This is a genomic window from Enterobacter sp. IF2SW-B1, assembly GCF_001743375.1.
Lineage (GTDB): Bacteria > Pseudomonadota > Gammaproteobacteria > Enterobacterales > Enterobacteriaceae > Enterobacter > Enterobacter bugandensis.
Window position 1 is genome coordinate 53,273 of the sequence record NZ_MJAA01000014.1, and the last position, 20,730, is coordinate 74,002.

At 57.2% G+C, this 20,730-nt stretch carries 21 protein-coding genes; 11 read left to right on the forward strand and 10 right to left on the reverse strand.

What is annotated here, in order from left to right:
- Window positions 1-11 precede the first annotated feature (11 nt).
- The 3 genes from rhaD to rhaB all read right to left on the reverse strand — a co-directional run bounded on the left by rhaD (window position 12) and on the right by rhaB (window position 3,664).
- Entirely contained in the window at window positions 12-842 is an 831-nt protein-coding gene (gene rhaD, locus A6013_RS22155; RefSeq protein ID WP_045260243.1) for a rhamnulose-1-phosphate aldolase, read from the reverse strand.
- 96 nt (window positions 843-938) lie between these two features.
- Entirely contained in the window at window positions 939-2,198 is a 1,260-nt protein-coding gene (rhaA, locus tag A6013_RS22160) for an L-rhamnose isomerase (protein ID WP_069733786.1), read from the reverse strand.
- Entirely contained in the window at window positions 2,195-3,664 is a 1,470-nt protein-coding gene (gene rhaB, locus A6013_RS22165) for a rhamnulokinase (protein WP_069733787.1), read from the reverse strand. Before rhaB ends, rhaA begins: the two co-directional genes overlap by 4 nt.
- A 301-nt stretch (window positions 3,665-3,965) precedes the next feature.
- Here rhaB and rhaS point away from each other — a divergent pair, with 301 nt between their 5' ends.
- A complete protein-coding gene (gene rhaS, locus A6013_RS22175; protein ID WP_069733788.1) occupies window positions 3,966-4,802 on the forward strand; it encodes an HTH-type transcriptional activator RhaS in 837 nt (278 codons plus the stop codon).
- A gap of 73 nt (window positions 4,803-4,875) precedes the next feature.
- Window positions 4,876-5,724, forward strand: a complete 849-nt coding sequence (gene rhaR, locus A6013_RS22180; protein WP_028014857.1) for an HTH-type transcriptional activator RhaR — start codon at window positions 4,876-4,878, stop codon at window positions 5,722-5,724.
- On the opposite strand, the gene rhaT is transcribed toward rhaR, so the two are convergent.
- The gene (rhaT, locus tag A6013_RS22185) at window positions 5,725-6,759 is read right to left on the reverse strand and encodes an L-rhamnose/proton symporter RhaT (RefSeq protein ID WP_045630604.1); all 1,035 of its coding nucleotides are present in this window, start codon (window positions 6,757-6,759) and stop codon (window positions 5,725-5,727) included.
- A gap of 288 nt (window positions 6,760-7,047) precedes the next feature.
- On the opposite strand from rhaT, the gene sodA reads away from it, so the two are divergent.
- Window positions 7,048-7,668, forward strand: coding sequence for a superoxide dismutase [Mn] (gene sodA / locus A6013_RS22190; RefSeq protein ID WP_069733789.1), 621 nt, complete (start codon window positions 7,048-7,050; stop codon window positions 7,666-7,668).
- Window positions 7,669-7,739: 71 nt separating this feature from the next.
- The gene (gene yiiM / locus A6013_RS22195) at window positions 7,740-8,414 is read left to right on the forward strand and encodes a 6-hydroxyaminopurine reductase (protein WP_069733790.1); all 675 of its coding nucleotides are present in this window, start codon (window positions 7,740-7,742) and stop codon (window positions 8,412-8,414) included.
- Between the two features lie 52 nt (window positions 8,415-8,466).
- Here yiiM and cpxA read toward each other — a convergent pair whose 3' ends face one another.
- Both cpxA and cpxR read right to left on the reverse strand, forming a co-directional pair.
- Complete coding sequence (gene cpxA / locus A6013_RS22200) at window positions 8,467-9,840, reverse strand: envelope stress sensor histidine kinase CpxA (RefSeq protein ID WP_003862003.1); 1,374 nt, start codon at window positions 9,838-9,840, stop codon at window positions 8,467-8,469.
- Entirely contained in the window at window positions 9,837-10,535 is a 699-nt protein-coding gene (gene cpxR, locus A6013_RS22205; RefSeq protein ID WP_006179159.1) for an envelope stress response regulator transcription factor CpxR, read from the reverse strand. Before cpxR ends, cpxA begins: the two co-directional genes overlap by 4 nt.
- A gap of 150 nt (window positions 10,536-10,685) precedes the next feature.
- Here cpxR and cpxP point away from each other — a divergent pair, with 150 nt between their 5' ends.
- The 6 genes from cpxP (at window position 10,686) to A6013_RS22235 (ending at window position 16,729) form a co-directional block, all read left to right on the forward strand.
- A complete protein-coding gene (gene cpxP / locus A6013_RS22210) occupies window positions 10,686-11,192 on the forward strand; it encodes a cell-envelope stress modulator CpxP (RefSeq protein WP_028014854.1) in 507 nt (168 codons plus the stop codon).
- A 153-nt stretch (window positions 11,193-11,345) separates the two neighbouring features.
- Complete coding sequence (gene fieF, locus A6013_RS22215) at window positions 11,346-12,239, forward strand: CDF family cation-efflux transporter FieF (RefSeq protein WP_028014853.1); 894 nt, start codon at window positions 11,346-11,348, stop codon at window positions 12,237-12,239.
- Window positions 12,240-12,413: 174 nt separating this feature from the next.
- Window positions 12,414-13,376 (forward strand): 6-phosphofructokinase, encoded by a 963-nt coding sequence (gene pfkA, locus A6013_RS22220; protein WP_028014852.1) that lies wholly within the window; start codon window positions 12,414-12,416, stop codon window positions 13,374-13,376.
- 134 nt (window positions 13,377-13,510) lie between these two features.
- A complete protein-coding gene (locus A6013_RS22225) occupies window positions 13,511-14,500 on the forward strand; it encodes a sulfate ABC transporter substrate-binding protein (RefSeq protein WP_028014851.1) in 990 nt (329 codons plus the stop codon).
- Window positions 14,501-14,607: 107 nt separating this feature from the next.
- Entirely contained in the window at window positions 14,608-15,351 is a 744-nt protein-coding gene (locus A6013_RS22230) for a CDP-diacylglycerol diphosphatase (RefSeq protein ID WP_069733791.1), read from the forward strand.
- 73 nt (window positions 15,352-15,424) lie between these two features.
- Entirely contained in the window at window positions 15,425-16,729 is a 1,305-nt protein-coding gene (locus tag A6013_RS22235; protein ID WP_028014849.1) for an SLC13 family permease, read from the forward strand.
- Window positions 16,730-16,767: 38 nt separating this feature from the next.
- Here the strand turns inward: A6013_RS22235 and tpiA are convergent, their stop codons facing one another.
- Window positions 16,768-17,535: a triose-phosphate isomerase gene (tpiA, locus tag A6013_RS22240; protein ID WP_006808674.1), complete on the reverse strand. Its 768-nt coding sequence runs from the start codon at window positions 17,533-17,535 to the stop codon at window positions 16,768-16,770.
- 111 nt (window positions 17,536-17,646) lie between these two features.
- Entirely contained in the window at window positions 17,647-18,243 is a 597-nt protein-coding gene (locus A6013_RS22245) for a DUF1454 family protein (protein ID WP_028014848.1), read from the reverse strand.
- 112 nt (window positions 18,244-18,355) lie between these two features.
- Here A6013_RS22245 and A6013_RS22250 point away from each other — a divergent pair, with 112 nt between their 5' ends.
- The gene (locus tag A6013_RS22250; RefSeq protein ID WP_028014847.1) at window positions 18,356-18,775 is read left to right on the forward strand and encodes a DUF805 domain-containing protein; all 420 of its coding nucleotides are present in this window, start codon (window positions 18,356-18,358) and stop codon (window positions 18,773-18,775) included.
- On the opposite strand, the gene fpr is transcribed toward A6013_RS22250, so the two are convergent.
- A complete protein-coding gene (gene fpr / locus A6013_RS22255) occupies window positions 18,776-19,522 on the reverse strand; it encodes a ferredoxin--NADP(+) reductase (protein ID WP_047362494.1) in 747 nt (248 codons plus the stop codon).
- Between the two features lie 96 nt (window positions 19,523-19,618).
- Window positions 19,619-20,629: a class II fructose-bisphosphatase gene (gene glpX / locus A6013_RS22260; protein WP_028014845.1), complete on the reverse strand. Its 1,011-nt coding sequence runs from the start codon at window positions 20,627-20,629 to the stop codon at window positions 19,619-19,621.
- Window positions 20,630-20,730: the final 101 nt, after the last annotated feature.

The following is a 20,730-nucleotide window of genomic DNA, read 5'->3' on the forward strand; positions in this document are numbered from 1 at the left end:
CGCCTGTGGCGTTACGCGTATAAATCCAGGGCCGACTGCATCGGGGTAACGCCAAAACGTTTGCCCAGCGCGATCAGCTCTTCCCGGGTGATGGTCTGCTTCATGCCGCCCATGGAGTAGACCTTCACCAGCACCTCCGCGGATTTCTCGGCGGTGTCGATCAGGCCAAAGGTTTCATCCAGAGTCGGACCGCTGCCGAAGACGCCGTGGAACGGCCACAGCACCAGGGCGTGCTTTTGCATATCCGTCGCGGTCGCCTGACCGATTTCGTCGGTACCCGGCACCATCCACGGCAGAATACCGACACCGTCCGGGAAGACCACCAGGCATTCGGTACTGCCTTCCCACAGCTTGCGGGTAAAGAAATCAGAATTATTTTCCAGCACGTAGGTCAGGGCGATCAGGTTAGTGGCGTGGCAGTGCATGATGACGCGGTCTTTGCCGTCAGTCGCCTTGATGCGTTCGCAGTGGGAGAGGAAGTGCGCCGGCAGTTCAGAGGTCGGCACCGCGTCGTCCGTAAGCCCCCACAGAATGTGGTAGCCCGCGCCGTCGCTGTCTACCCTCACGACGCCGAGATTGGCTTCCGGGTCCAGCTGAACGTTACGGAAGAACTTGCCGGAACCGGTAACGATAAACGGCGTGTTGGCGAGCAGCGGCATCGGCTGACTCAGGGCAATATAGCGTGGCTTCTGGTGAAAATCGGCGGCGTACGGCTCGATGTCCGCATCGTCCAGGCGCAGCGTGAGGTTGCCGCCGTTGCGCTCGTCCCAGCCCTTCAGCCAGGCGTCGGAGGTGGCTTTGATCATGCCCTGGACGAACCAGGAGGTGGTGATGGTCTGCATACAGTGTTTCCTTTGAAAATGCCGGGTGGCGTTACGCTTACCCGGCCTGCTTTTACCTGTAGGCCCGGCATGCAATGCGCTGCCGGGCGATATTTTTTACTGACGAGCGGCGAGAACGTCCTTCTCATACGCCCGCACGTTGTCCAGCCACTGGCTGCCCGCCGGGGCGTCGTGACGCTGGCAGTACATCTCCCACACCGCCTGCCACGGCAGGGATTTCTGCTCTTCCAGCAGCGCCAGGCGCGCGGTGTAATCGCCGCTCTTTTCCAACTGTTTCAGCGCGGCGGTTGGCTCCAGCAGAGCGCGCAGCAGCGCTTTCTTCATGTTGCGGGTGCCGATAACCCACGCCGCGATGCGGTTGATGGAGGCGTCAAAGAAGTCGAGCCCGATGTGCACGCGGTCATACAGATCGTGGCGGATGATTTCGCTGGCAATCGCCTGGGTTTCGTCGTCCAGCAGGACCACGTGGTCGCTGTCCCAGCGCACCGGACGGCTGACGTGCAGCAGCAGGCGCGGCACGTAGAGCATGGCGGCGGAGATTTTGTCGGAGATGACTTCCGTTGGGTGGAAGTGGCCAGCATCCAGGCACAGCGCGGTCTGGCGGCTGGTGGCGTAACCCATGTAGAACTCGTTTGAGCCGACGGTGTAGCTCTCTGCGCCAATGCCGAACAGCTTGCTCTCCACCGCGTCGATATGGTGCGCCGGATCGAGCTTCTCGCTGATGGCTTCATCCAGAGCGGCCAGCAGGCGCTGGCGTGGCGCCAGTCGGTCTACGGTGATGTCCTTCATGCCATCCGGGATCCAGATATTCATCACCGACGGCGTGCCAAGCTGCTCGCCGAAATACGCCGAGACGCGGCGGCTGGCCTTCACGTGGTCGATCCAGAACTGTCGGATTTCGTCATTGGCGTGTGCAAGGGTAAACCCGTCCGCGCTCAGCGGGTGCGAGAAGCAGGACGGGTTAAAATCCAGTCCCAGCCGGTTGGCCTTTGCCCACTCCACCCAATTCTTAAAATGTTCTGGTTTGATTTCGTTACGCGCGACCGGCGCGTCGGATTCGAGATAAATCGCGTGCAGGTTCAGGCGTTTTGGCCCGGGGATCAGGCTCAGCGCCAGCTCCAGATCCGCACGCAGTTCGGTGGCGTTGCGCGCTTTGCCCGGGTAGTTACCCGTTGCCTGAATGCCACCCGTCAGGGAACCGCCCGGATTCTCGAAACCGGCGACGTCATCACCCTGCCAGCAGTGCATGGAGACGGGCAGACGGTCGAGCTGGCGCAGCGCCTCTTCGACATCCACGCCGACGGCGGCGAAACGCTGTTTAGCCAGGTCCCAGGCTTGTTCAAGTTGAGTGGTCATGCGCAAAGCTCCTTAGTCAGTCGTTTTTGCTGAAACTGCGCCCGGTAGCGGGCAATGTCATGGCAGGGATTGGGGGTGAAGGTGGTCAGGCTGTTATTCGCCGTCACCACCGAACGGAAATCGTCGACGTTTGATAGTTCGTCCAGCGTCATCAACTGAATGCCAATGTTGCCGAGCGTGGAAGCCTCTACGGGACCTGCCACCACGTTAATGCCGCAGGCATCGGCGCAGAGCTGGTTCAGCAGCTGGTTCTGGCAGCCGCCGCCCACGATGTGCAGCTGGCTGAACGGTTTACCGCGAAGGTCAGCCAGCTCGCTCAGGATGTCGGCATAGAGCAGGGCGAGGCTGTCAAAAATACAGCGCGCCAGCTCGGCGGGGCGGGAAGGTACCGGCTGCACCGCGTCAAAACAGGCGGCCTGGATCTCAGCGCTCATGTGCACCGGGTTAATAAAGCGGTCGTCGTTCGGGTTAATCAGGAAGGTGCAGGCCTTCAGCTTTTCGGTTTCCGCGATAAGCGCGGGCAGGTCGGTGACGTTCTGCTCTTTCAGCACCCGCTGGAGCAGCCACAGGCCCATGATGTTCTTCAGCACGCGGTAGCGTCCTTCGGCACCGCCTTCGTTGGTGATATTGGCGGCCAGCGCGGCGTCGCTGGTGTAAGGCGTTTTGCTCTCAAAACCCATCAGCGACCAGGTGCCGGAGGAGAGATAGGCCGCGTCTTTGCTGGCGAGCGGCGAGGCAATGACCGCGCTTGCGGTGTCGTGACTGGCGACGGCGACAACGGGAATTTCATTCCCCTGCGGGCAAATCCACTGGCCGATGACATTGCCCGGATGGGTTGGCGCGCCGAACCAGGACGGCGAGGCGCCCGTCCATGCCAGCAGGTGTTCATCCCAGTTATCGGTGTTGATATTGACCAGCTGCGTGGTGGTGGCGTTGGTGTATTCCCAGTTCATGTTGCCGGTCAGACGATAGCTTAAGTAGTCCGGGATCAGCAGCGCATGCTCCACCTTTTTAACCAGCTCTGGCTGTTGCTCCACCAGTGCGCGCAGCTGGTACAGCGTGTTAAACGGCAGAAACTGAATGCCGCTGCGACCATAGATGTTCTCTTTGCCAAGCTGCGCGATGGCGTGCGCCATCAGCCCATCGGTGCGGCTGTCGCGGTAGGAGACGGGCAGGCCAACGCGTTCGCCGTGACGGTCCAGCAGCACGTAATCCACGCCCCATGTATCAATGCCGATACTGTCGATGCGGATACCGTCTTCGCAGACGTTGTGAAGTCCGGTGCGGATCTCCGCTTCCAGCGCATCAATATCCCAGGTCACAAAACCGTCCTGTTTTTGCAGACAATTGGCGAAACGGTGCATTTCGCGAAGCGTAAGGGTGTGCTGGTCACAGTCCCAGGTGGCGAGCATTACACGGCCGCTGGATGCGCCTAAATCGACAGCCACACAATGGCGAAAAGTCATGGTCGGGTCCTTTCTTAAGTCATTAGCGATGAGTGTAAGAAAGGGAAGAAATAGCCACCTTCTCTCCACTGACAGCCCAAATCTCGCGCTGGCAAGAAAGCAAAGGTGAACGTGAGGGAGTTCACAGTTTCCAGTAATGACGGGGTTTGCAGGCAGTGTGACGCTGACCGCATTTCCCGATCTTTCCGCCTGTTTCTTGAAAAACCGGCAGCTTTTGCGCGGTTTACTGTCAAAAATTTAAGGTGAGCGTGGAGGGCCTTAATTACTATTTTGAGAACTTTTCTCATTGGTGGGGGCCGTTATGACCGTACTGCACAGCGTCGATTTTTTTCCTTCGGGGGCTTCTCCCGTCGCGATTGAGCCACGGCTTCCTCAGGCTGCGTTCCCCGAGCATCATCATGATTTTCATGAGATTGTGATTGTTGAGCACGGAACAGGCATCCACGTATTCAACGGTCAGCCGTATACCATCAGCGGCGGTACGGTGTGCTTCGTGCGCGACCACGACAGACACCTGTATGAACATACCGACAACCTGTGTCTGACCAACGTGCTTTATCGTTCCCCGGATGCGTTCCAGTTTCTCTCCGGGTTGAATCAGCTGTTGCCGCAGGAGAAGGAGGGCCACTACCCGTCGCACTGGCGGGTGAATCAATCCACGTTACAGCAGGTGCGTCAGCTGGTGAGCCAGATGGAGCAGAGCGAGGACGGGCAGGAGACGCACGCGATTGCCACCCGCGAGCTGCTGTTTATGCAGCTGCTGGTGCTGCTGCGCCGCAGCAGCCTGGTGGAAGGGATGGAAAATAATGACGCACGGCTGAACCAGCTTATGGCCTGGCTGGAAGATCATTTCGCTGAAGATGTCTGCTGGGAAACGCTGGCGGACGACTTTTCGCTCTCGTTGCGCACGCTGCATCGTCAGCTCAAGCAGCATACCGGGCTCACGCCGCAGCGTTACCTTAACCGTCTGCGCCTGATCAAAGCGCGTCACCTTTTACGGCATACCGACGAAAGCGTTACAGAAATTGCTTATCGCTGCGGTTTCGGCGACAGTAACCACTTTTCGACGCTATTTCGCCGGGAATTTAGCTGGTCGCCGCGCGATATTCGTCAGGGGAAAGACGCGTTGCTTCAGTAACGCGAGGGCAGTCACCGTTTTCTGGCCGCAAAAAAGCTAATAATGCCCGGTTATTCGCCGTAGAGGTTGTGGTGTGGCCGCTCAGTTGATTCTTCGCAAAGATGATTTTTTTGCCTCCGCGAGTCAGGCCGTCGCGGTGGCCGACCGTTACCCGCAAAATGTCTTTGCCGAGCACACCCATGAGTTCTGCGAGCTGGTGCTGGTGTGGCGCGGCAACGGCCTTCACGTCCTCAACGACCGGCCCTACCGCATCACGCGCGGGGATCTGTTTTACATTCGCGCCGAAGACAAACACGCCTACGCCTCGGTTAACGATCTGGTGTTGCAGAACGTCATCTACTGCCCTGACAGGCTTAAACTGAATGTCGACTGGGCGAGCAACATTCCGGGCATTCTGAATGCCGGAGGCGAACCGCACTGGCGCTTAAGCAGCAGCGGCATGGCTCAGGTGCGCCAGACGATTTCCCAACTGGAGCAGGAGAGCCAGAAGAGCGACCCGGTGGCAAACCAGATGTCGGAGCTGCTTTTCGCCCAGCTGGTGATGACCCTGAAGCGCCATCGTTACGCCACGGATAATCCCTCCGCCACCACGCAGGAAGCGCTGCTGGATAAGCTGATCGCCCGGCTTGCGGGCAGTCTGAACAAGAGTTTCGTACTGGAAAAATTCTGCGAGCAGGAGCAGTGCAGCGAGCGCGCGCTGCGCCAGCAGTTCCGCACCCAGACGGGAATGACGATAAACCATTACCTGCGCCAGCTGCGCATCTGCCACGCCCAGTATCTGTTACAGCATACGGAGCTGATGGTCAGTGAAGTGGCGATGCGCTGCGGCTTTGAGGACAGTAACTACTTTTCGGTGGTGTTTAACCGTGAGGTGGGGATGACGCCGGTTCAGTGGCGTCATCGCAGTCGAAAAGCAGCGTAATCAGTTCGCCATGCCGAGGCCGACGATATTGGCCGCAATGATAATCACCACGCAGCCCAGGCTCAGTACGCCAACCGGACGACGTCCGGCGTTGTTCCACTCCTTCAGCACCAGCCCAACCAGCCCACCGCACAGCACGTAGAAGCTCATGTGCAGCATCCAGCTTATGTAGTCGTACTGCGGCGGAATGCTGGCGTGGCCCCAGGCGTAGAAGAAGAATTGCAGATACCACATCAGGCCGCCGAGCGCGGAGAGCAGAACGTTGGTAAGGATCAGCGGTTTTGCCAGCGAGAAGTCGGCTTTTACCGACAGGTTCTTCACTTTTGCCAGACGGATAAAGCAGAAACCGAGGTTTACCAGCGCGCCGCCGCCCATGATCACCACGTAGCTTGGCAGGGCAACATACAGCGGGTCAACGCCCAGCGCCGCGGCGGCGTCGTGCATCGGTTTGGCGGCGTTCATGGCGAACGACATGCCCGCCGAGAAGACCCCGCACATCACCGCCAGCAGCAGCCCTTTCTTCAGGTTGAACTCTTCGGCCCTGATGCCCATCTTGCGTTCTTTTAGCTGGCCTGCGCGGGTGACGATCCCCACGCCGATCACCGCCACCAGCACGCCCAGCAGCGTCATCCGGCCGCCCTGGGTGTTGATCAGCACGTCGAAATGGCCGTTAAGGATTGGCGTCATCAGCGTGCCCACTATCAGCGTAATGCCAATCGCGATGCCGATACCCATCGACATCCCGAGGTAGCGCATGGTCAGGCCGTAGTTGATGTTGCCGATGCCCCACATCGCGCCGAACAGGAATACCGGCAGCAGGGTGGAGGCGTTGAAGGAGGAGAAGTAGCCCCAGAAATCGGGCAGCAGCATGGCGCTGATTGTCCACGGCAAAATCAGCCAGGACACGGTACCGCCAACGGACCACATGGTTTCCCACGACCAGCCTTTCACCTTTTTGAACGGGGCATAGAAACAGGCTGCACTGGCTGCGCCTATTAAATGCCAGAAGATACCCATCGTAATCGCATGATTCATTTTTACGTCCTCATCGTTTTTATAGCCGGAGGCTTCCCCCCGACTTGATGAGTGTAAAAATTAGGCTGTTCAGGAACCTTCAGAAGGTTGCCGCACTTTTGTTTTGAATGGCAATCAGCACGTTAAGCGCGTGAGCAGACTCACAATTCTTTTATTTCTCAAAAACCGAATAACCATATAAAAACTACGGCATTGATAATCATTTTCAATATCATTTAATTAACTATAATGAACCAACTGCTTACGCGGCATTAACAGCTGTGCCGCCCGACAATAATGGAGAGGATTATGAGTTATACACTGCCATCCCTGCCGTATGCCTACGACGCACTGGAACCGCATTTCGACAAGCAGACGATGGAAATCCATCACACTAAACACCACCAGACCTACGTGAACAACGCGAACGCGGCGCTGGAAAGCCTGCCAGAGTACGCTAATCTGCCTGTTGAAGAGCTGATCACCAAGCTGGACCAGCTGCCAGCAGACAAGAAAACCGTACTGCGTAACAACGCGGGCGGTCACGCTAACCACAGCCTGTTCTGGAAAGGCCTGAAAACCGGCACCACCCTGCAGGGCGACCTGAAAGCGGCTATCGAGCGCGACTTCGGTTCCGTAGACAACTTCAAAGCGGAATTCGAAAAAGCCGCTGCAACCCGCTTCGGCTCTGGCTGGGCGTGGCTGGTTCTGAAAGGCGACAAGCTGGCAGTGGTTTCTACTGCTAACCAGGACTCCCCGCTGATGGGTGAAGCGATCTCTGGCGCATCCGGTTTCCCAATCCTGGGTCTGGACGTGTGGGAACACGCTTACTACCTGAAGTTCCAGAACCGTCGCCCTGACTACATCAAAGCGTTCTGGGATGTCGTGAACTGGGACGAAGCAGCAGCGCGTTTCGCCGCTAAAAAATAAGGTTGCATTGACGCCTGTGAGAAGCGAGTCTGATGACTCGCTTTTTTTGTATCTGCGTAATGGAGGCAGCGATGCATTACCCGGTGAACGTGTTTACAGGCAAGGTAAGGGAGTACGACGGCAGCCGCCCGAGCGCCATCGCCAAAGTGCAGGTTGACGGTGAGCTGTCGCTGACCGAGCTCGGGCTTGTGGGCGACCAGCAGGCCGAAAAGAAAATCCACGGCGGGCCCGATCGCGCGCTGTGCCACTATCCGCGCGAGCACTATCAGCACTGGAAAACCGAATTTCCTGAGCAGGCGGACCTCTTCGTCGCGCCCGCGTTTGGCGAAAATCTCTCAACGGAAGGGCTGACGGAAAAGAACGTCTTTATTGGCGATATTTACCGCTGGGGCGATGCCCTGATTCAGGTGACGCAGCCACGCTCGCCGTGCTTCAAGCTCAACTACCATTTCGGGATTCAGGATATGTCGGCCCAGCTGCAAAACGCGGGTAAAACCGGCTGGCTGTACCGCGTGGTACTTGCAGGACAAGTATCTGCGGATGCCCCGCTTGAGCTCGCGTCGCGTTTGAGCGACGTGTCCGTTTACGACGCCTGCGCGATTGCCTGGCATATGCCTTTTGACGATGAACAGTATCATCGCCTGCTGTCGGCGGCGGGGTTGTCTACCAGTTGGACGAGAACGATGCAGAAGCGGCGTTTAAGCGGGAAGATCGAGAGTAGTTCGCGGAGATTGTGGGGGAAATAGGTTCCGTTGAAAGTAGGCCGGGTAAGGCGAAGCCGCCACCCGGCACATACCGTTACGAACGCTTATACAGCGGTAGCCACAGCGTTAACCGCAGCCCGCCCAGCGGGCTGTCGTCGGCTTTCACCCAGCCGCGGTGCTGCTGCATGGCGGTTTCTACAATCGCCAGCCCCAGCCCCGTACCGCCGGACTCACGGTCGCGCGCTTCGTCGGTGCGGTAGAACGGACGGAAAATCTGCTCGCGATCTTCCGGGCTGACGCCAGGACCGTCGTCATCAACAATGACGGTGATCCCGTCTTTATCCACCGAGAACGCCACTTCAATCTTCGTGTGCGAGTAGCGCAGGGCGTTACGCACGATATTCTCCAGCGCGCTTTCCAGCGCGTTGGGGTTACCGTACAGCGGCCACGGGCCCGGCGGGAAGTTGACGGTGAACGATTTACCCATCTGCTCCGCTTCGAACGCCGCGTTGTCCAGCACCTCGTGCCACAGGTGATTGGCTTTCACCGTTTCGCTCACCAGCGCGTTTTTCTGCTGGTTGCGCGACATCACCAGCAGATCGTTAATCATGCTGTCCAGACGGTGCGCTTCCGTTTCAATACGTTCCAGCTCTTTGCTCTCCCCGCTGCGGCGACGCAGCAGGGCGGTGCCCAGCTGTAAGCGCGTGAGCGGGGTGCGCAGTTCGTGCGAGATGTCCGACAGCAGGCGTTGCTGGGCCGTCATCATCCGATCAAGCGCGCTGACCATCTGGTTAAAACTGGTGCCGGCGGCCAGGAACTCCTGCGGCCCGGATTCCAGCTCCGGATGCTGCCTGAGGTTGCCTTGTGCCACTTCGTCCGCCGCATTTTTCAGCTTACGCGCCGGTTTCGCCAGGCTCCACGCCAGCCATAACAGCAGCGGGGAACTGACCAGCATCGTGACGATCAGCAGCAGAAGCGGACGGTCAAACAGCAGGTTGATGAAGTCGGACTGGGAACTGCTCGCAGGGCGAATCAGGTAGAGCTGGTAGTTATCTTCCCCATCCCGTACCGAGAAAGGGCCGACCATCTCTACCCGACCATATTTCTTTTTCTGTGGGTGATCGGCGTTATCCGCCTGGCCAATAAAGTTGCGGATAATCTGCATTTCATTGCGATCGGCGCCAATCACGCGGCCTTCGCTGGTAACCAGCAAAAGACGTTGTCCTGGCGGCGCCCACTTGTCGATAGCGCGAAACAGCCTGCGCCACCACATTAAATCGTTCGGCGGATCGTTTGCCAGCTCCGCTTCCACGTGCTGCTCGATCATCACGCCCTGACGTTGCTCGCTGTCGAGAAGCTCCGTCATCTGGCGTGAGTCGAGTTTTGGCAACATCAAAACGAGCATTAAAACCAGTGCCAGCGTCAGCCAGAAGATGGCGAAGATGCGGGCGGTTAAGCTGCCTATCATGAAGCAGAAACCATCAGATAACCGCGACCACGCAGGGTTTTAAACCATGGGTGACCGTCTTTACGCTCCGGCAGCTTGCGGCGCAGGTTTGAGATGTGCATGTCGATGGCGCGGTCAAACGGCGTGAGGCGTTTGCCCAGCACTTCCTGGCTTAAATGTTCACGCGATACCACCTGGCCAAGATGTTGCGCCAGTAGATACAGCAGGGTGAACTCGGTGCCAGTAAGCTCGAGCGTCTGGCCGTCGAAGCTTGCTTCCTGACGTCCCGGGTTCAGGCTCAGGGAGTCCACTTCCAGCGTTGGCGAGCTGTTGTCGGTATTCTGCTGCTGCTCGCTCCAGTGGGAACGGCGCAGGATCGCGCGAATACGGGCCACCAGTTCACGGTCGTTGAACGGCTTCGGTAAATAGTCATCCGCACCCAGCTCAAGGCCGAGAACGCGGTCAAGCTCGCTGCCGCGGGCGGTCAGCATGATAACGGGGGTCTGGTGTGTCTGGCGAAGCTCTTTCAGCGTATCAATACCGTTTTTCTTTGGCATCATTACGTCGAGCAAAAGTAGATCGATGCTGTCGTCAAGGAGACTCAGCGCCTGCTCGCCATCATGGGCAACCAGGACGTTGAAACCTTCCATGTCGAGCAACTCCTTTAAAAGGGATGTGAGCTCTCGGTCATCGTCAACTAACAGGATTTTATTCATTGTTTAAATACCTCCGAGGCAGAAATTACGACATCAAGGCTATCTAATCCATGACTTTACGTTGTTTTACACCCCCTGACGCATGTTTGCAGCCTGAATCGTAGACTGTCTCTCGTTGAATCGCGACACGAAAGATTTTGGGAGCAAGTGATGCGCAAAGTTACCGCTGCCGTCATGGCCTCAACGCTGGCGTTCAGTGCGTTTAGCCAGGCTGCTGTAGCTATCATCGGCGATAACGGTTCCTCGCAAGAGGGCGCAACGCAGCACAGCAGCCAAAGCCATATGTTTGACGGCATAAGTTTAACCGAACATCAGCGTCAACAGATGCGAGATCTGATGCAGAGGGCACGACACGACCAGCCCCCTGTTAATGTTAGCGAAATGGAGACAATGCATCGCCTTGTCACCGCAGAAAATTTTGACGAAAGCGCTGTTCGCGCTCAGGCCGAAAAAATGGCACAGGAACAGGTTGCCCGCCAGGTAGAAATGGCGAAGGTCCGCAACCAGATGTTCCACCTGCTAACGCCCGAGCAGCAAGCGGTTTTGAATGCCAAACATCAGCAGCGTATGGACCAGCTGCGTGAGGTTGCACGGATGCAGCGAAGCTCAGAAGCGACGTTTTTCAGTAGCAATAGCAGTACCCGTAGTAACCAGTAAACCCTGTTTTCCTTGCCATAGACACCATCCCTGTCTTCCCCCACATGATGTGGGGGTTTTTTTTGCCCCGCATTCTGATTTGTTAACCGTTTATTCATCCTTTGCCTCCCCATGCTTCCGTTATACTAGCGGCATGACATGACAGGAGCGTTTATGAATCAATCCTATGGAAGGCTGGTAAGCCGGGCCGCCATTGCGGCGACCGTCATGGCCTCTGGCCTGCTGCTGATCAAAATCTTTGCCTGGTGGTATACCGGCTCGGTCAGTATTCTGGCGGCGCTGGTGGATTCACTGGTCGATATCGCCGCCTCGCTGACCAACCTCCTGGTGGTGCGCTACTCGCTGCAGCCGGCGGATGAAGAGCACACGTTTGGGCACGGCAAGGCGGAATCGCTCGCGGCGCTGGCGCAAAGTATGTTCATTTCTGGCTCTGCACTGTTCCTGTTTTTGACCGGTATCCAGCATCTGGTTTCACCTTCACCGATGAACAATCCCGGTGTCGGCGTGGTCGTCACGGTCATTGCACTTATAAGCACACTTGTTCTGGTAACGTTCCAGCGCTGGGTCGTTCGCAAAACGCAAAGTCAGGCCGTACGGGCGGATATGCTTCATTATCAATCTGATGTTATGATGAATGGGGCTATTCTTATTGCACTCGGTCTGGCCTGGTATGGCTGGCATCGGGCCGATGCGTTGTTTGCGTTAGGGATTGGTATCTATATTTTATATAGCGCCCTGCGGATGGGGTATGACGCGGTGCAATCACTGCTCGATCGCGCTCTTCCGGACTCAGAACGTAACGAAATTTTTTCTATCGTGACCTCCTGGCCCGGCGTCAGCGGTGCACACGATCTTCGAACGCGGCAGTCAGGGCCGACCCGCTTTATTCAGATTCATATTGAAATGGAAGACAACCTGCCACTGGTACAGGCTCACGTTATTGCTGAGCAGGTCGAGCAGGCGATTTTGCAGCGTTTTCCTGGTTCAGACGTCATCATTCACCAGGATCCCTGCTCGGTTGTACCCGGACATGTTGGGCTTTCGTAATTCGTTGTAAAAAAGTGAGCCAGGCCAGCATTTTGTGTATAAATTACCGCCATTTGGTCTGACCTGAATCAATTCAGCCAGAAGGGATTGATATACTATTTGCAGTATTCGTTGGTCGATAAGTTTCTTCCGGCAACAGATTTCAATTTTGCATTCCTAAGTTCAGAGGTAGTCATGATTAAGAAAATCGGTGTGTTGACAAGCGGCGGTGATGCGCCGGGCATGAACGCGGCAATTCGTGGGGTTGTCCGTGCAGCGCTGACGGAAGGTCTGGAAGTTTTTGGTATCTATGATGGTTACCTGGGTCTGTATGAAGACCGTATGGTTCAGCTCGACCGCTACAGCGTGTCTGACATGATCAACCGTGGCGGTACCTTCCTTGGGTCTGCGCGCTTCCCGGAATTCCGTGACGAACACATCCGTGAAGTGGCTATCGAGAACATGAAAAAACGTGGCCTGGACGCGCTGGTCGTTATCGGCGGTGACGGCTCGTACATGGGTGCAAAACGTCTGACCGAAATGGGCTTCCCGTGCATCGGCCTGCCGGGCACCATCGACAACGACATCAAAGGCACTGACTACACCATCGGTTACTTCACCGCGCTGGGTACCGTTGTGGAAGCCATTGACCGCCTGCGTGACACCTCTTCTTCTCACCAGCGTATCTCTATCGTTGAAGTGATGGGCCGTTACTGCGGCGACCTGACCCTGGCAGCGGCTATCGCCGGTGGTTGTGAGTTTGTGGTGGTTCCTGAAGTGGAATTCAGTCGCGAAGATCTGGTTGCTGAGATCAAAGCCGGTATCGCGAAAGGTAAGAAACACGCGATTGTGGCTATCACCGAGCACATCTGTGACGTTGACGAGCTGGCGAAGTACATCGAAACCGAAACCAAACGCGAAACCCGCGCGACCGTTCTGGGCCACATCCAGCGCGGCGGTTCCCCTGGCCCGTACGACCGTATTCTGGCGTCCCGTATGGGCGCGTACGCTATCGAGCTGCTGCTGCAGGGCCACGGTGGCCGCTGCGTCGGTATTCAGAACGAACAGCTGGTTCACCATGACATCATCGACGCGATTGAAAACATGAAGCGTCCGTTCAAAGGTGACTGGCTGGACTGCGCGAAAAAACTGTACTGATCCTTCGAGCCCTCTTCTTTCTGAAGAGGGCTTTTATTCCTCCACGTTATAGCCAATCTTTTTTTATTCTTTAATCATCGATTCGCTTTCTGGCACGCTGCATTCATCAAAACACTACACAAGAGAGCTGGGCGATGAATAAATGGGGCGTGGGGTTAACGTTATTGCTGGCATCGACCAGCGTGCTGGCAAAGGACATTCAACTTCTCAACGTGTCGTACGACCCGACGCGTGAGCTGTACGATCAATACAACAAAGCCTTCGCGGCGCACTGGAAGCAGGAAACCGGCGATAACGTGGTGGTTCGCCAGTCGCATGGTGGCTCTGGTAAGCAGGCGACATCTGTGATTAACGGTATTGAAGCCGACGTGGTTACCCTGGCGCTGGCCTATGATGTCGACGCTATCGCCGAGCGTGGCCGTATCGACAAAAACTGGATCAAACGCCTGCCGGACAACTCCGCGCCATACACCTCGACCATCGTCTTCCTGGTGCGTAAAGGCAACCCGAAACAGATTAAAGACTGGAACGACCTGATCAAACCGGGCGTTTCTGTGATTACCCCGAACCCGAAAAGCTCCGGCGGGGCACGCTGGAACTACCTGGCGGCCTGGGGCTACGCGCTGCACCACAACAACGGTGACCAGGCTAAAGCACAGGAGTTCGTCAAATCCCTGTACAAAAACGTTGAAGTGCTGGACTCCGGCGCGCGCGGTGCCACTAACACCTTCGTCGAGCGCGGAATTGGCGACGTACTTATTGCCTGGGAAAACGAAGCCCTGCTGGCGACCCACGAACTGGGTAAAGACAAGTTTGAGATCGTGACTCCGAGCGAATCCATCCTCGCCGAGCCGACCGTTTCCGTGGTCGATAAGGTTGTTGATAAGAAAGGCACCAAAGCGGTGGCGGAAGCCTACCTGAAGTATCTCTACTCGCCGGAAGGCCAGGAAATCGCGGCGAAGAACTTCTATCGTCCACGCGATGCGGCTGTCGCGAAGAAATACGACAGCGAATTCCCGAAACTGAAGCTCTTCACCATTGATGATGTGTTCGGCGGCTGGACGAAAGCGCAGAAAGAGCACTTCTCTAATGGCGGCACCTTCGACCAGATTAGCCAGCGCTAACGGTTAGTAAACGACACGGCGACCCGGTGTGAGAAATCCACCGGGTTTTTTATTTGGTCATCATTTTGCGTTACTCTTTTGCCTCTATTGAAAACAGGGAACGCGTTGTGAAAAAAATTATCTTACTGATCCTGATTGTCATCGCCCTTGCCGCAGGCGGCGTGTACTGGATAAAAGCGGGTAATCCGAATGCGTTGCGCCATATCGTCCTCGACCAGTGTCTGCCTAATCAGCTGCAGCACCGTAACCCGGCACCCTGCGCGCAGGTGAAGCCTGATGCGGGCTATGTGGTATTTAAGGACCGCAACGGGCCGCTGCAGTATCTGCTGATGCCAACGTACCGCATCAACGGCACCGAAAGCCCGCTCCTGACCGAGCCTCATACGCCAAACTTCTTCTGGCTGGCGTGGCAGTCGCGCAGCTTTATGACCCTGAAGCGTGGCTCTGAAGTGCCGGACAGCGCTATTTCGCTGACGATTAACTCACCGGCTGGCCGCACGCAAAACCATTTCCATATCCATATCTCCTGCCTGCGCCCGGACGTGCGCGAGAAGCTCAACGCGGCGCAGGGAGACATCAGCACCCAGTGGCTACCGTTCCCGGGTGGGCTGGAAGGGCATGAGTACCTCGCACGCCGGGTGACGGAGAATGAACTGGTCCAGCGCAGTCCGTTTATGATGCTGGCGGAAGAGCTGCCGGAGGCGCGCGACCATATGGGACGCTTCGCGCTGGCGATGGCGCAGCAGTCGGATGGTTCGTTTGTTTTGCTGGCGACCGAGCGTAACCTGCTCATGCTTAACCGCGCGTCGGCAGAGGAATTGCAGGATCATCAATGCGCTATCCTGAAGTAACCCCACTATAAATCGCGTTTACTCAGGCTGCCTGTCACCGTAGACTTGCTGAAAAAATCTACAGGAGACAGGTATGTCGCTCTGGTTAACGCATCCTCTGCTGCTGCCCTCGCTGATCGTCGGCGTCACCATCGTGCTGTGGGCGACGTCGCTGTTGCCGGAATTTATCACCGCGCTGCTGTTTTTCACGGCGGCGATGACCGCCAGAATCGCTCCGCCGGAGGTGATTTTTGGCGGTTTTGCCTCGTCGGCTTTCTGGCTGGTCTTCAGCGGCTTTGTGCTCGGCGTGGCGATCCGTAAAACCGGCCTGGCGGACAGGGCCGCCCGGGCGCTGTCGGCAAAGCTCACTGACTCCTGGATGCTGATGGTGGCGAGCGTGGTATTGCTCAGCTACGCGCTGGCGTTTGTGATGCCGTCAAACATGGGGCGTATTGCGCTGCTGATGCCCATTGTCGCGGCGATGGCGAAACGCGCCGGTATCGCCGACGGCTCCCGCGCCTGGTTCGGCCTTGCGCTGGCAGTCGGCTTCGGTACCTTCCAGCTCTCAGCCACCATTCTGCCCGCCAACGTGCCTAACCTGGTCATGAGCGGCGCGGCGGAAGGCTCGTACGGCATTCACCTGAACTATGTCCCGTATCTGCTGCTGCACACGCCGGTGCTCGGTATTCTCAAAGGCTTGATTCTGATTGGCCTCATCTGCTGGCTGTTCCCCGGCAGCCCGAAACCGGCGAAGGATTTCACGCTGTCTGAACCGATGGGGCGTGACGAAAAACGACTCGCCTGGCTGCTGGTGGTGGTGCTGATGATGTGGGTGACGGAGAGCTGGCACGGCGTGGGGCCGGCGTGGACGGGGCTGGCGGCCTCGATTATCGTTATGCTGCCACGCATTGGTTTTATCACCGGCGAGGAGTTCTCGGCGGGGGTAAATATGCGCACCTGCATTTACGTTGCGGGTATTCTCGGGCTGGCGATCGTCGTGACGCAAACGGGTATCGGAGCGGCCGTAGGCGAGGCGCTGCTGCGCATAATGCCGCTGGATGCGGACAAACCATTCACCAGCTTCCTGGCGCTAACCGGAATTACTACGGCACTCAATTTCATTATGACTGCCAACGGCGTTCCGGCGCTTTACACCACGCTGGCGCAGAGCTTCTCGGACGCGACCGGTTTCCCGCTGCTGTCGGTAATCATGATTCAGGTACTGGGCTATTCCACGCCGCTGCTGCCGTATCAGGCGTCGCCGATTGTGGTGGCGATGGGGCTAGGAAAGGTGCCTGCAAGGGCGGGGATGGTGCTCTGCCTGGCGCTGGCGATTGCGACGTATCTGGTGCTGCTGCCGCTGGATTATCTGTGGTTTAGCGTGTTAGGGCGTTTGTAGCGGCGGGTAAGCGCAAGCGCCACCCGCCACAAAGGCCATTACGCCTGTTTAGCCGCTTCTGCCGCTTTAACGATCACCGCGAAAGCGTCCGCTTTCAGAGATGCACCGCCAACCAGCGCGCCATCGATATCTGGCTGGGTGAACAGCTCAGCAGCGTTGGAGGCGTTTACGGAGCCGCCGTACTGGATGATCACTTGCTCAGCCACTTTCGCGTCGGCTTTAGCAATGTGGTCACGGATGAATTTGTGAACTGCCTGAGCCTGCGCAGGGGTAGCAGATTTGCCGGTACCGATCGCCCAGACTGGCTCGTAAGCGATAACCGCGCCTTCGAACGCTGCCGCGCCCTGCGTTTTCAGCACGGCGTCGATCTGACGTGCACACACTTCTTCGGTTTTGCCCGCTTCGTTTTCCGCTTCGGTTTCACCGATGCACAGAACCGGGATCAGACCCTGCTCTTTCAGCACGGCAAATTTCTTCGCGATGAACTCGTCAGATTCTTTGTGGTAGGTGCGACGCTCGGAGTGGCCGATGATGATGTATTTCGCGCCGATATCTTTCAGCATTTCAGCGGAAGTTTCACCGGTGAACGCGCCAGACAGGTTAACGTCAACGTTCTGCGCGCCCAGCACGATGTGGCTGCCGTCAGCGGCACGTTTAGCCAGATCCAGGTACATATCCGGCGGAGCGATAGCAACCGCGCAGCCGGTCACGCCAGCCAGCTCTTTACGCAGGTTTGCAACCAGTTCGTTTACCATGTGGCGGCTGCCGTTCAGTTTCCAGTTACCCATCACTAAAGGATGTCGCATTTCAATTCTCCACGCTAAATAAGCGAATTAAGGAATATGGCCGCCCTGTCGGGCAGCATGGTCTGTGAATCAGTATAGAGATTTTCCCTCGAAAGGCTTTGCTTTTTATCATTAATTGGCCCCGCCAAGGGTGTCAGATAGCGCCAGCTTAATCGGTTCAACGGCGAAGGTCAGTCCTTTTTCGCCGTTATCCGCCACTACATAGCGAATCGCGCCTTCGGTTGTGGCGTAGTACCGCTTGTTTTTACCGGCGGTCAGCAGCTTTTGCAGCTTTTGCTGGCTCTGCTTTTTCGTCAGCGCAGGCGTAAACGCCTGCAGCACCGCGCTCATGTAATCAAGCGCCTTCGATTTAGCCGCTTTCTGCTCTGGCCCCTGAATCGGTAGCCAGGTGATTTGCATGCTTTTGATTTTTAACGTACCGCGCTCCAGCGCCGTGGAAGCATACAAATTCTCGTTAATCTTGCTCGCTGCACGGGTCAGTGTAGGGGTATCGCGCGAGCTATCAATGGCGCGAAACTCATCCAGCGGCAGCCCTGGGTTGGCCTGATTGAAAGCTTCGCGAAACTGGCTGATGGACTGATCGAAAGACGGTGCGCCCGCCAGCAAATACGGCGCAGTGGTGGGGGCCGCGGTGTTGGCGGCGTGCAGCGGAAAACCCGCGCCGAGCATCGCTAAACACAGGAAAAGAGAATGTGCCGAATTTTTCATCAACATTGCACCTGGCCGTAAGTGCTCATGATTAAAACGATATCTGGTCGGCTTGTCAAAAGGTCACAACTCCAGGGTAAAATGCGGGCTAAACGATAATAAGGAACCTTACATGACCATACAGCAGTGGCTGTTTTCATTCAAAGGGCGTATTGGACGCCGTGATTTCTGGGTCTGGATGGTGACGTGGGTCGTCGCCATGCTGCTTCTTTTTTTCGTTGCTTATAACGCCTGGCTGAGCACGCAAACGGCGGCATTTGCACTGGTCTGCCTGCTATGGCCGACGGCGGCCGTCGTGGTGAAACGCCTGCACGATCGCGGCCGCTCCGGCGCGTGGGCATTTTTGATCATACTGGCGTGGATGCTGGTGGCAGGGAACTGGGCGATGCTGCCTTCCATCCTGCCGTGGGTCGTGGGCAGGCTGCTGCCGTCGGTCATCTTCGTGATGATGATTGTCGATCTGGGCGCGTTTATCGGCACCCAGAGCGAAAATAAATACGGTAAAGATACCGTCGAGGTGAAATACCGCTGATCACCAGTAGTGTTCGGCGGTCATATGGCCCGGCCGGCGGCGAAGATGTTTCGTCATCTGCCGGGTATCCTTCAGAAGCTGCTGCGTGTCCCGGACCATCTGCGGGTTACCGCACAGCATGACGTGGCTGGTTTCGGCCGTCATCGGTAAACCCACCGCGTCTTCCAGTGCGCCGCTCTCAATTAACGCCGGTACGCGACCGGTAAGCGCTCCTGCTACGGTTTCGCGGCTGACTACCGTCTGAATCTTTAACTTTCCGCCGTACTGCTGTTCCAGCGCCTGCATCTGCGGGAGATAGCTTAAATCTGCGGCATAGCGCGCGGCGTGCACCAGCACGATGTTTTTGAAGCGCTCCAGATCCTTACCGTACTGCAAGATAGAGAGATACGGACCGATGGCCGTGCCGGTTGCCAGCATCCAGAGCGTGTCACAGTCAGGGATCTCTTCGAGCACAAAGAAGCCTGCCGCTTCGCTCACAATCTGCACATCGTCGCCGGGCTTAAGGGCGGCAAGGCGCGGGCTGAGCTTACCGTCAGGAACGGTGACGAGATAGAACTCGAGATCCGGGTTATCCGGCGCGTTAACGTAAGAGTAGGCGCGCTGCACGCGCTCGCCGTCGACATCCAGACCCAGCTTGGCAAATTGCCCGGCCTTAAACGGGTGAACGGGAGCATGCAGGGTGAGACTAAATAGCGCATCGGTCCAGAATTCTATCTTTGTGACTTTACCTGTTACCCAGTCCGCCATGATCTTCTCCTGTGCTGTTTCTCTGTTCTATCTTCCGTACTTGTGGGAAACATTTCCAGCCCCTTCGGGCCGGAAAGCTCTATCGATCAAACGGTTTTACAGAATGTGCGTCTGCACGTCCGGGTCTTTACGGTCGAGATAGTGAATGGACTGAATGCGTCGGATGGTGCGCGATTTACCGCGGATCAGCAGCGTTTCGGTGGTCGCCATGTTGCCCTTGCGGGTGATGCCGTCCAGCAGATCGCCTTTGGTGATGCCGGTTGCAGAGAAGACGACGTTATCGCTGCGCGCCATGTCGTTCAGCGCCAGTACTTTATTGGCTTCGATGCCCATCGCTGCGCAGCGCGCCAGCTCGTCCTCACCGATACGACGGTTTTCGTCGCTGTCGCCTTTCACCTCATGGCGCGGCAGAAGGCGCGCCTGCATATCGCCGTCCAGTGCGCGGATCACCGCCGCAGAGACCACGCCTTCCGGCGCGCCGCCGATGCCGTAAAGCACGTCCACTTCGCTGTCCGGCATGCAGGTCAGAATAGACGCGGCAACGTCGCCATCCGGAATGGCAAACACGCGCACGCCGAGTGCCTGCAGATAAGAGATGGTGGCGTCGTGGCGCGGTTTCGCCAGAATGGTCACGGTGAGTTCGTTGAGCGGTTTAGCCAGCGCCGCCGCGATATTGCGCAGGTTGGCGTCCAGCGGCAGGCTGAGATCGATTGCACCTTTCGCACCAGGGCCGACAATCAGCTTTTCCATGTACATGTCCGGCGCGTTGAGGAAGCAGCCTTTATCGCCCACGGCCAGCACCGCCAGGGCGTTGGCCTGGCCCATCGCCGTCATGCGCGTGCCTTCGATCGGGTCCACCGCGATATCCACCGCATCGCCTTTGCCGGTCCCGACCTTTTCACCGATGTAGAGCATCGGCGCTTCGTCGATTTCGCCTTCACCGATGACGATAGTGCCGTCGATGTTGACCTGGTTAAGCACAATGCGCATGGCGTGGACGGCCGCGCCGTCTGCGGTATTTTTGTCGCCACGACCCAGCCATTTATAGCCTGCAAGGGCGGCTGCTTCGGTGACGCGGGAAAACTCGATAGCAAGTTCACGTTTCATGAGGGACTCGTACAATCAAAAGGAATTGCACGAAGTTTATCACAGAGTGGGGAGGGGTGAGGGGACCGGTGCGGTCGATGCCCCTCACCCTAACCCTCTCC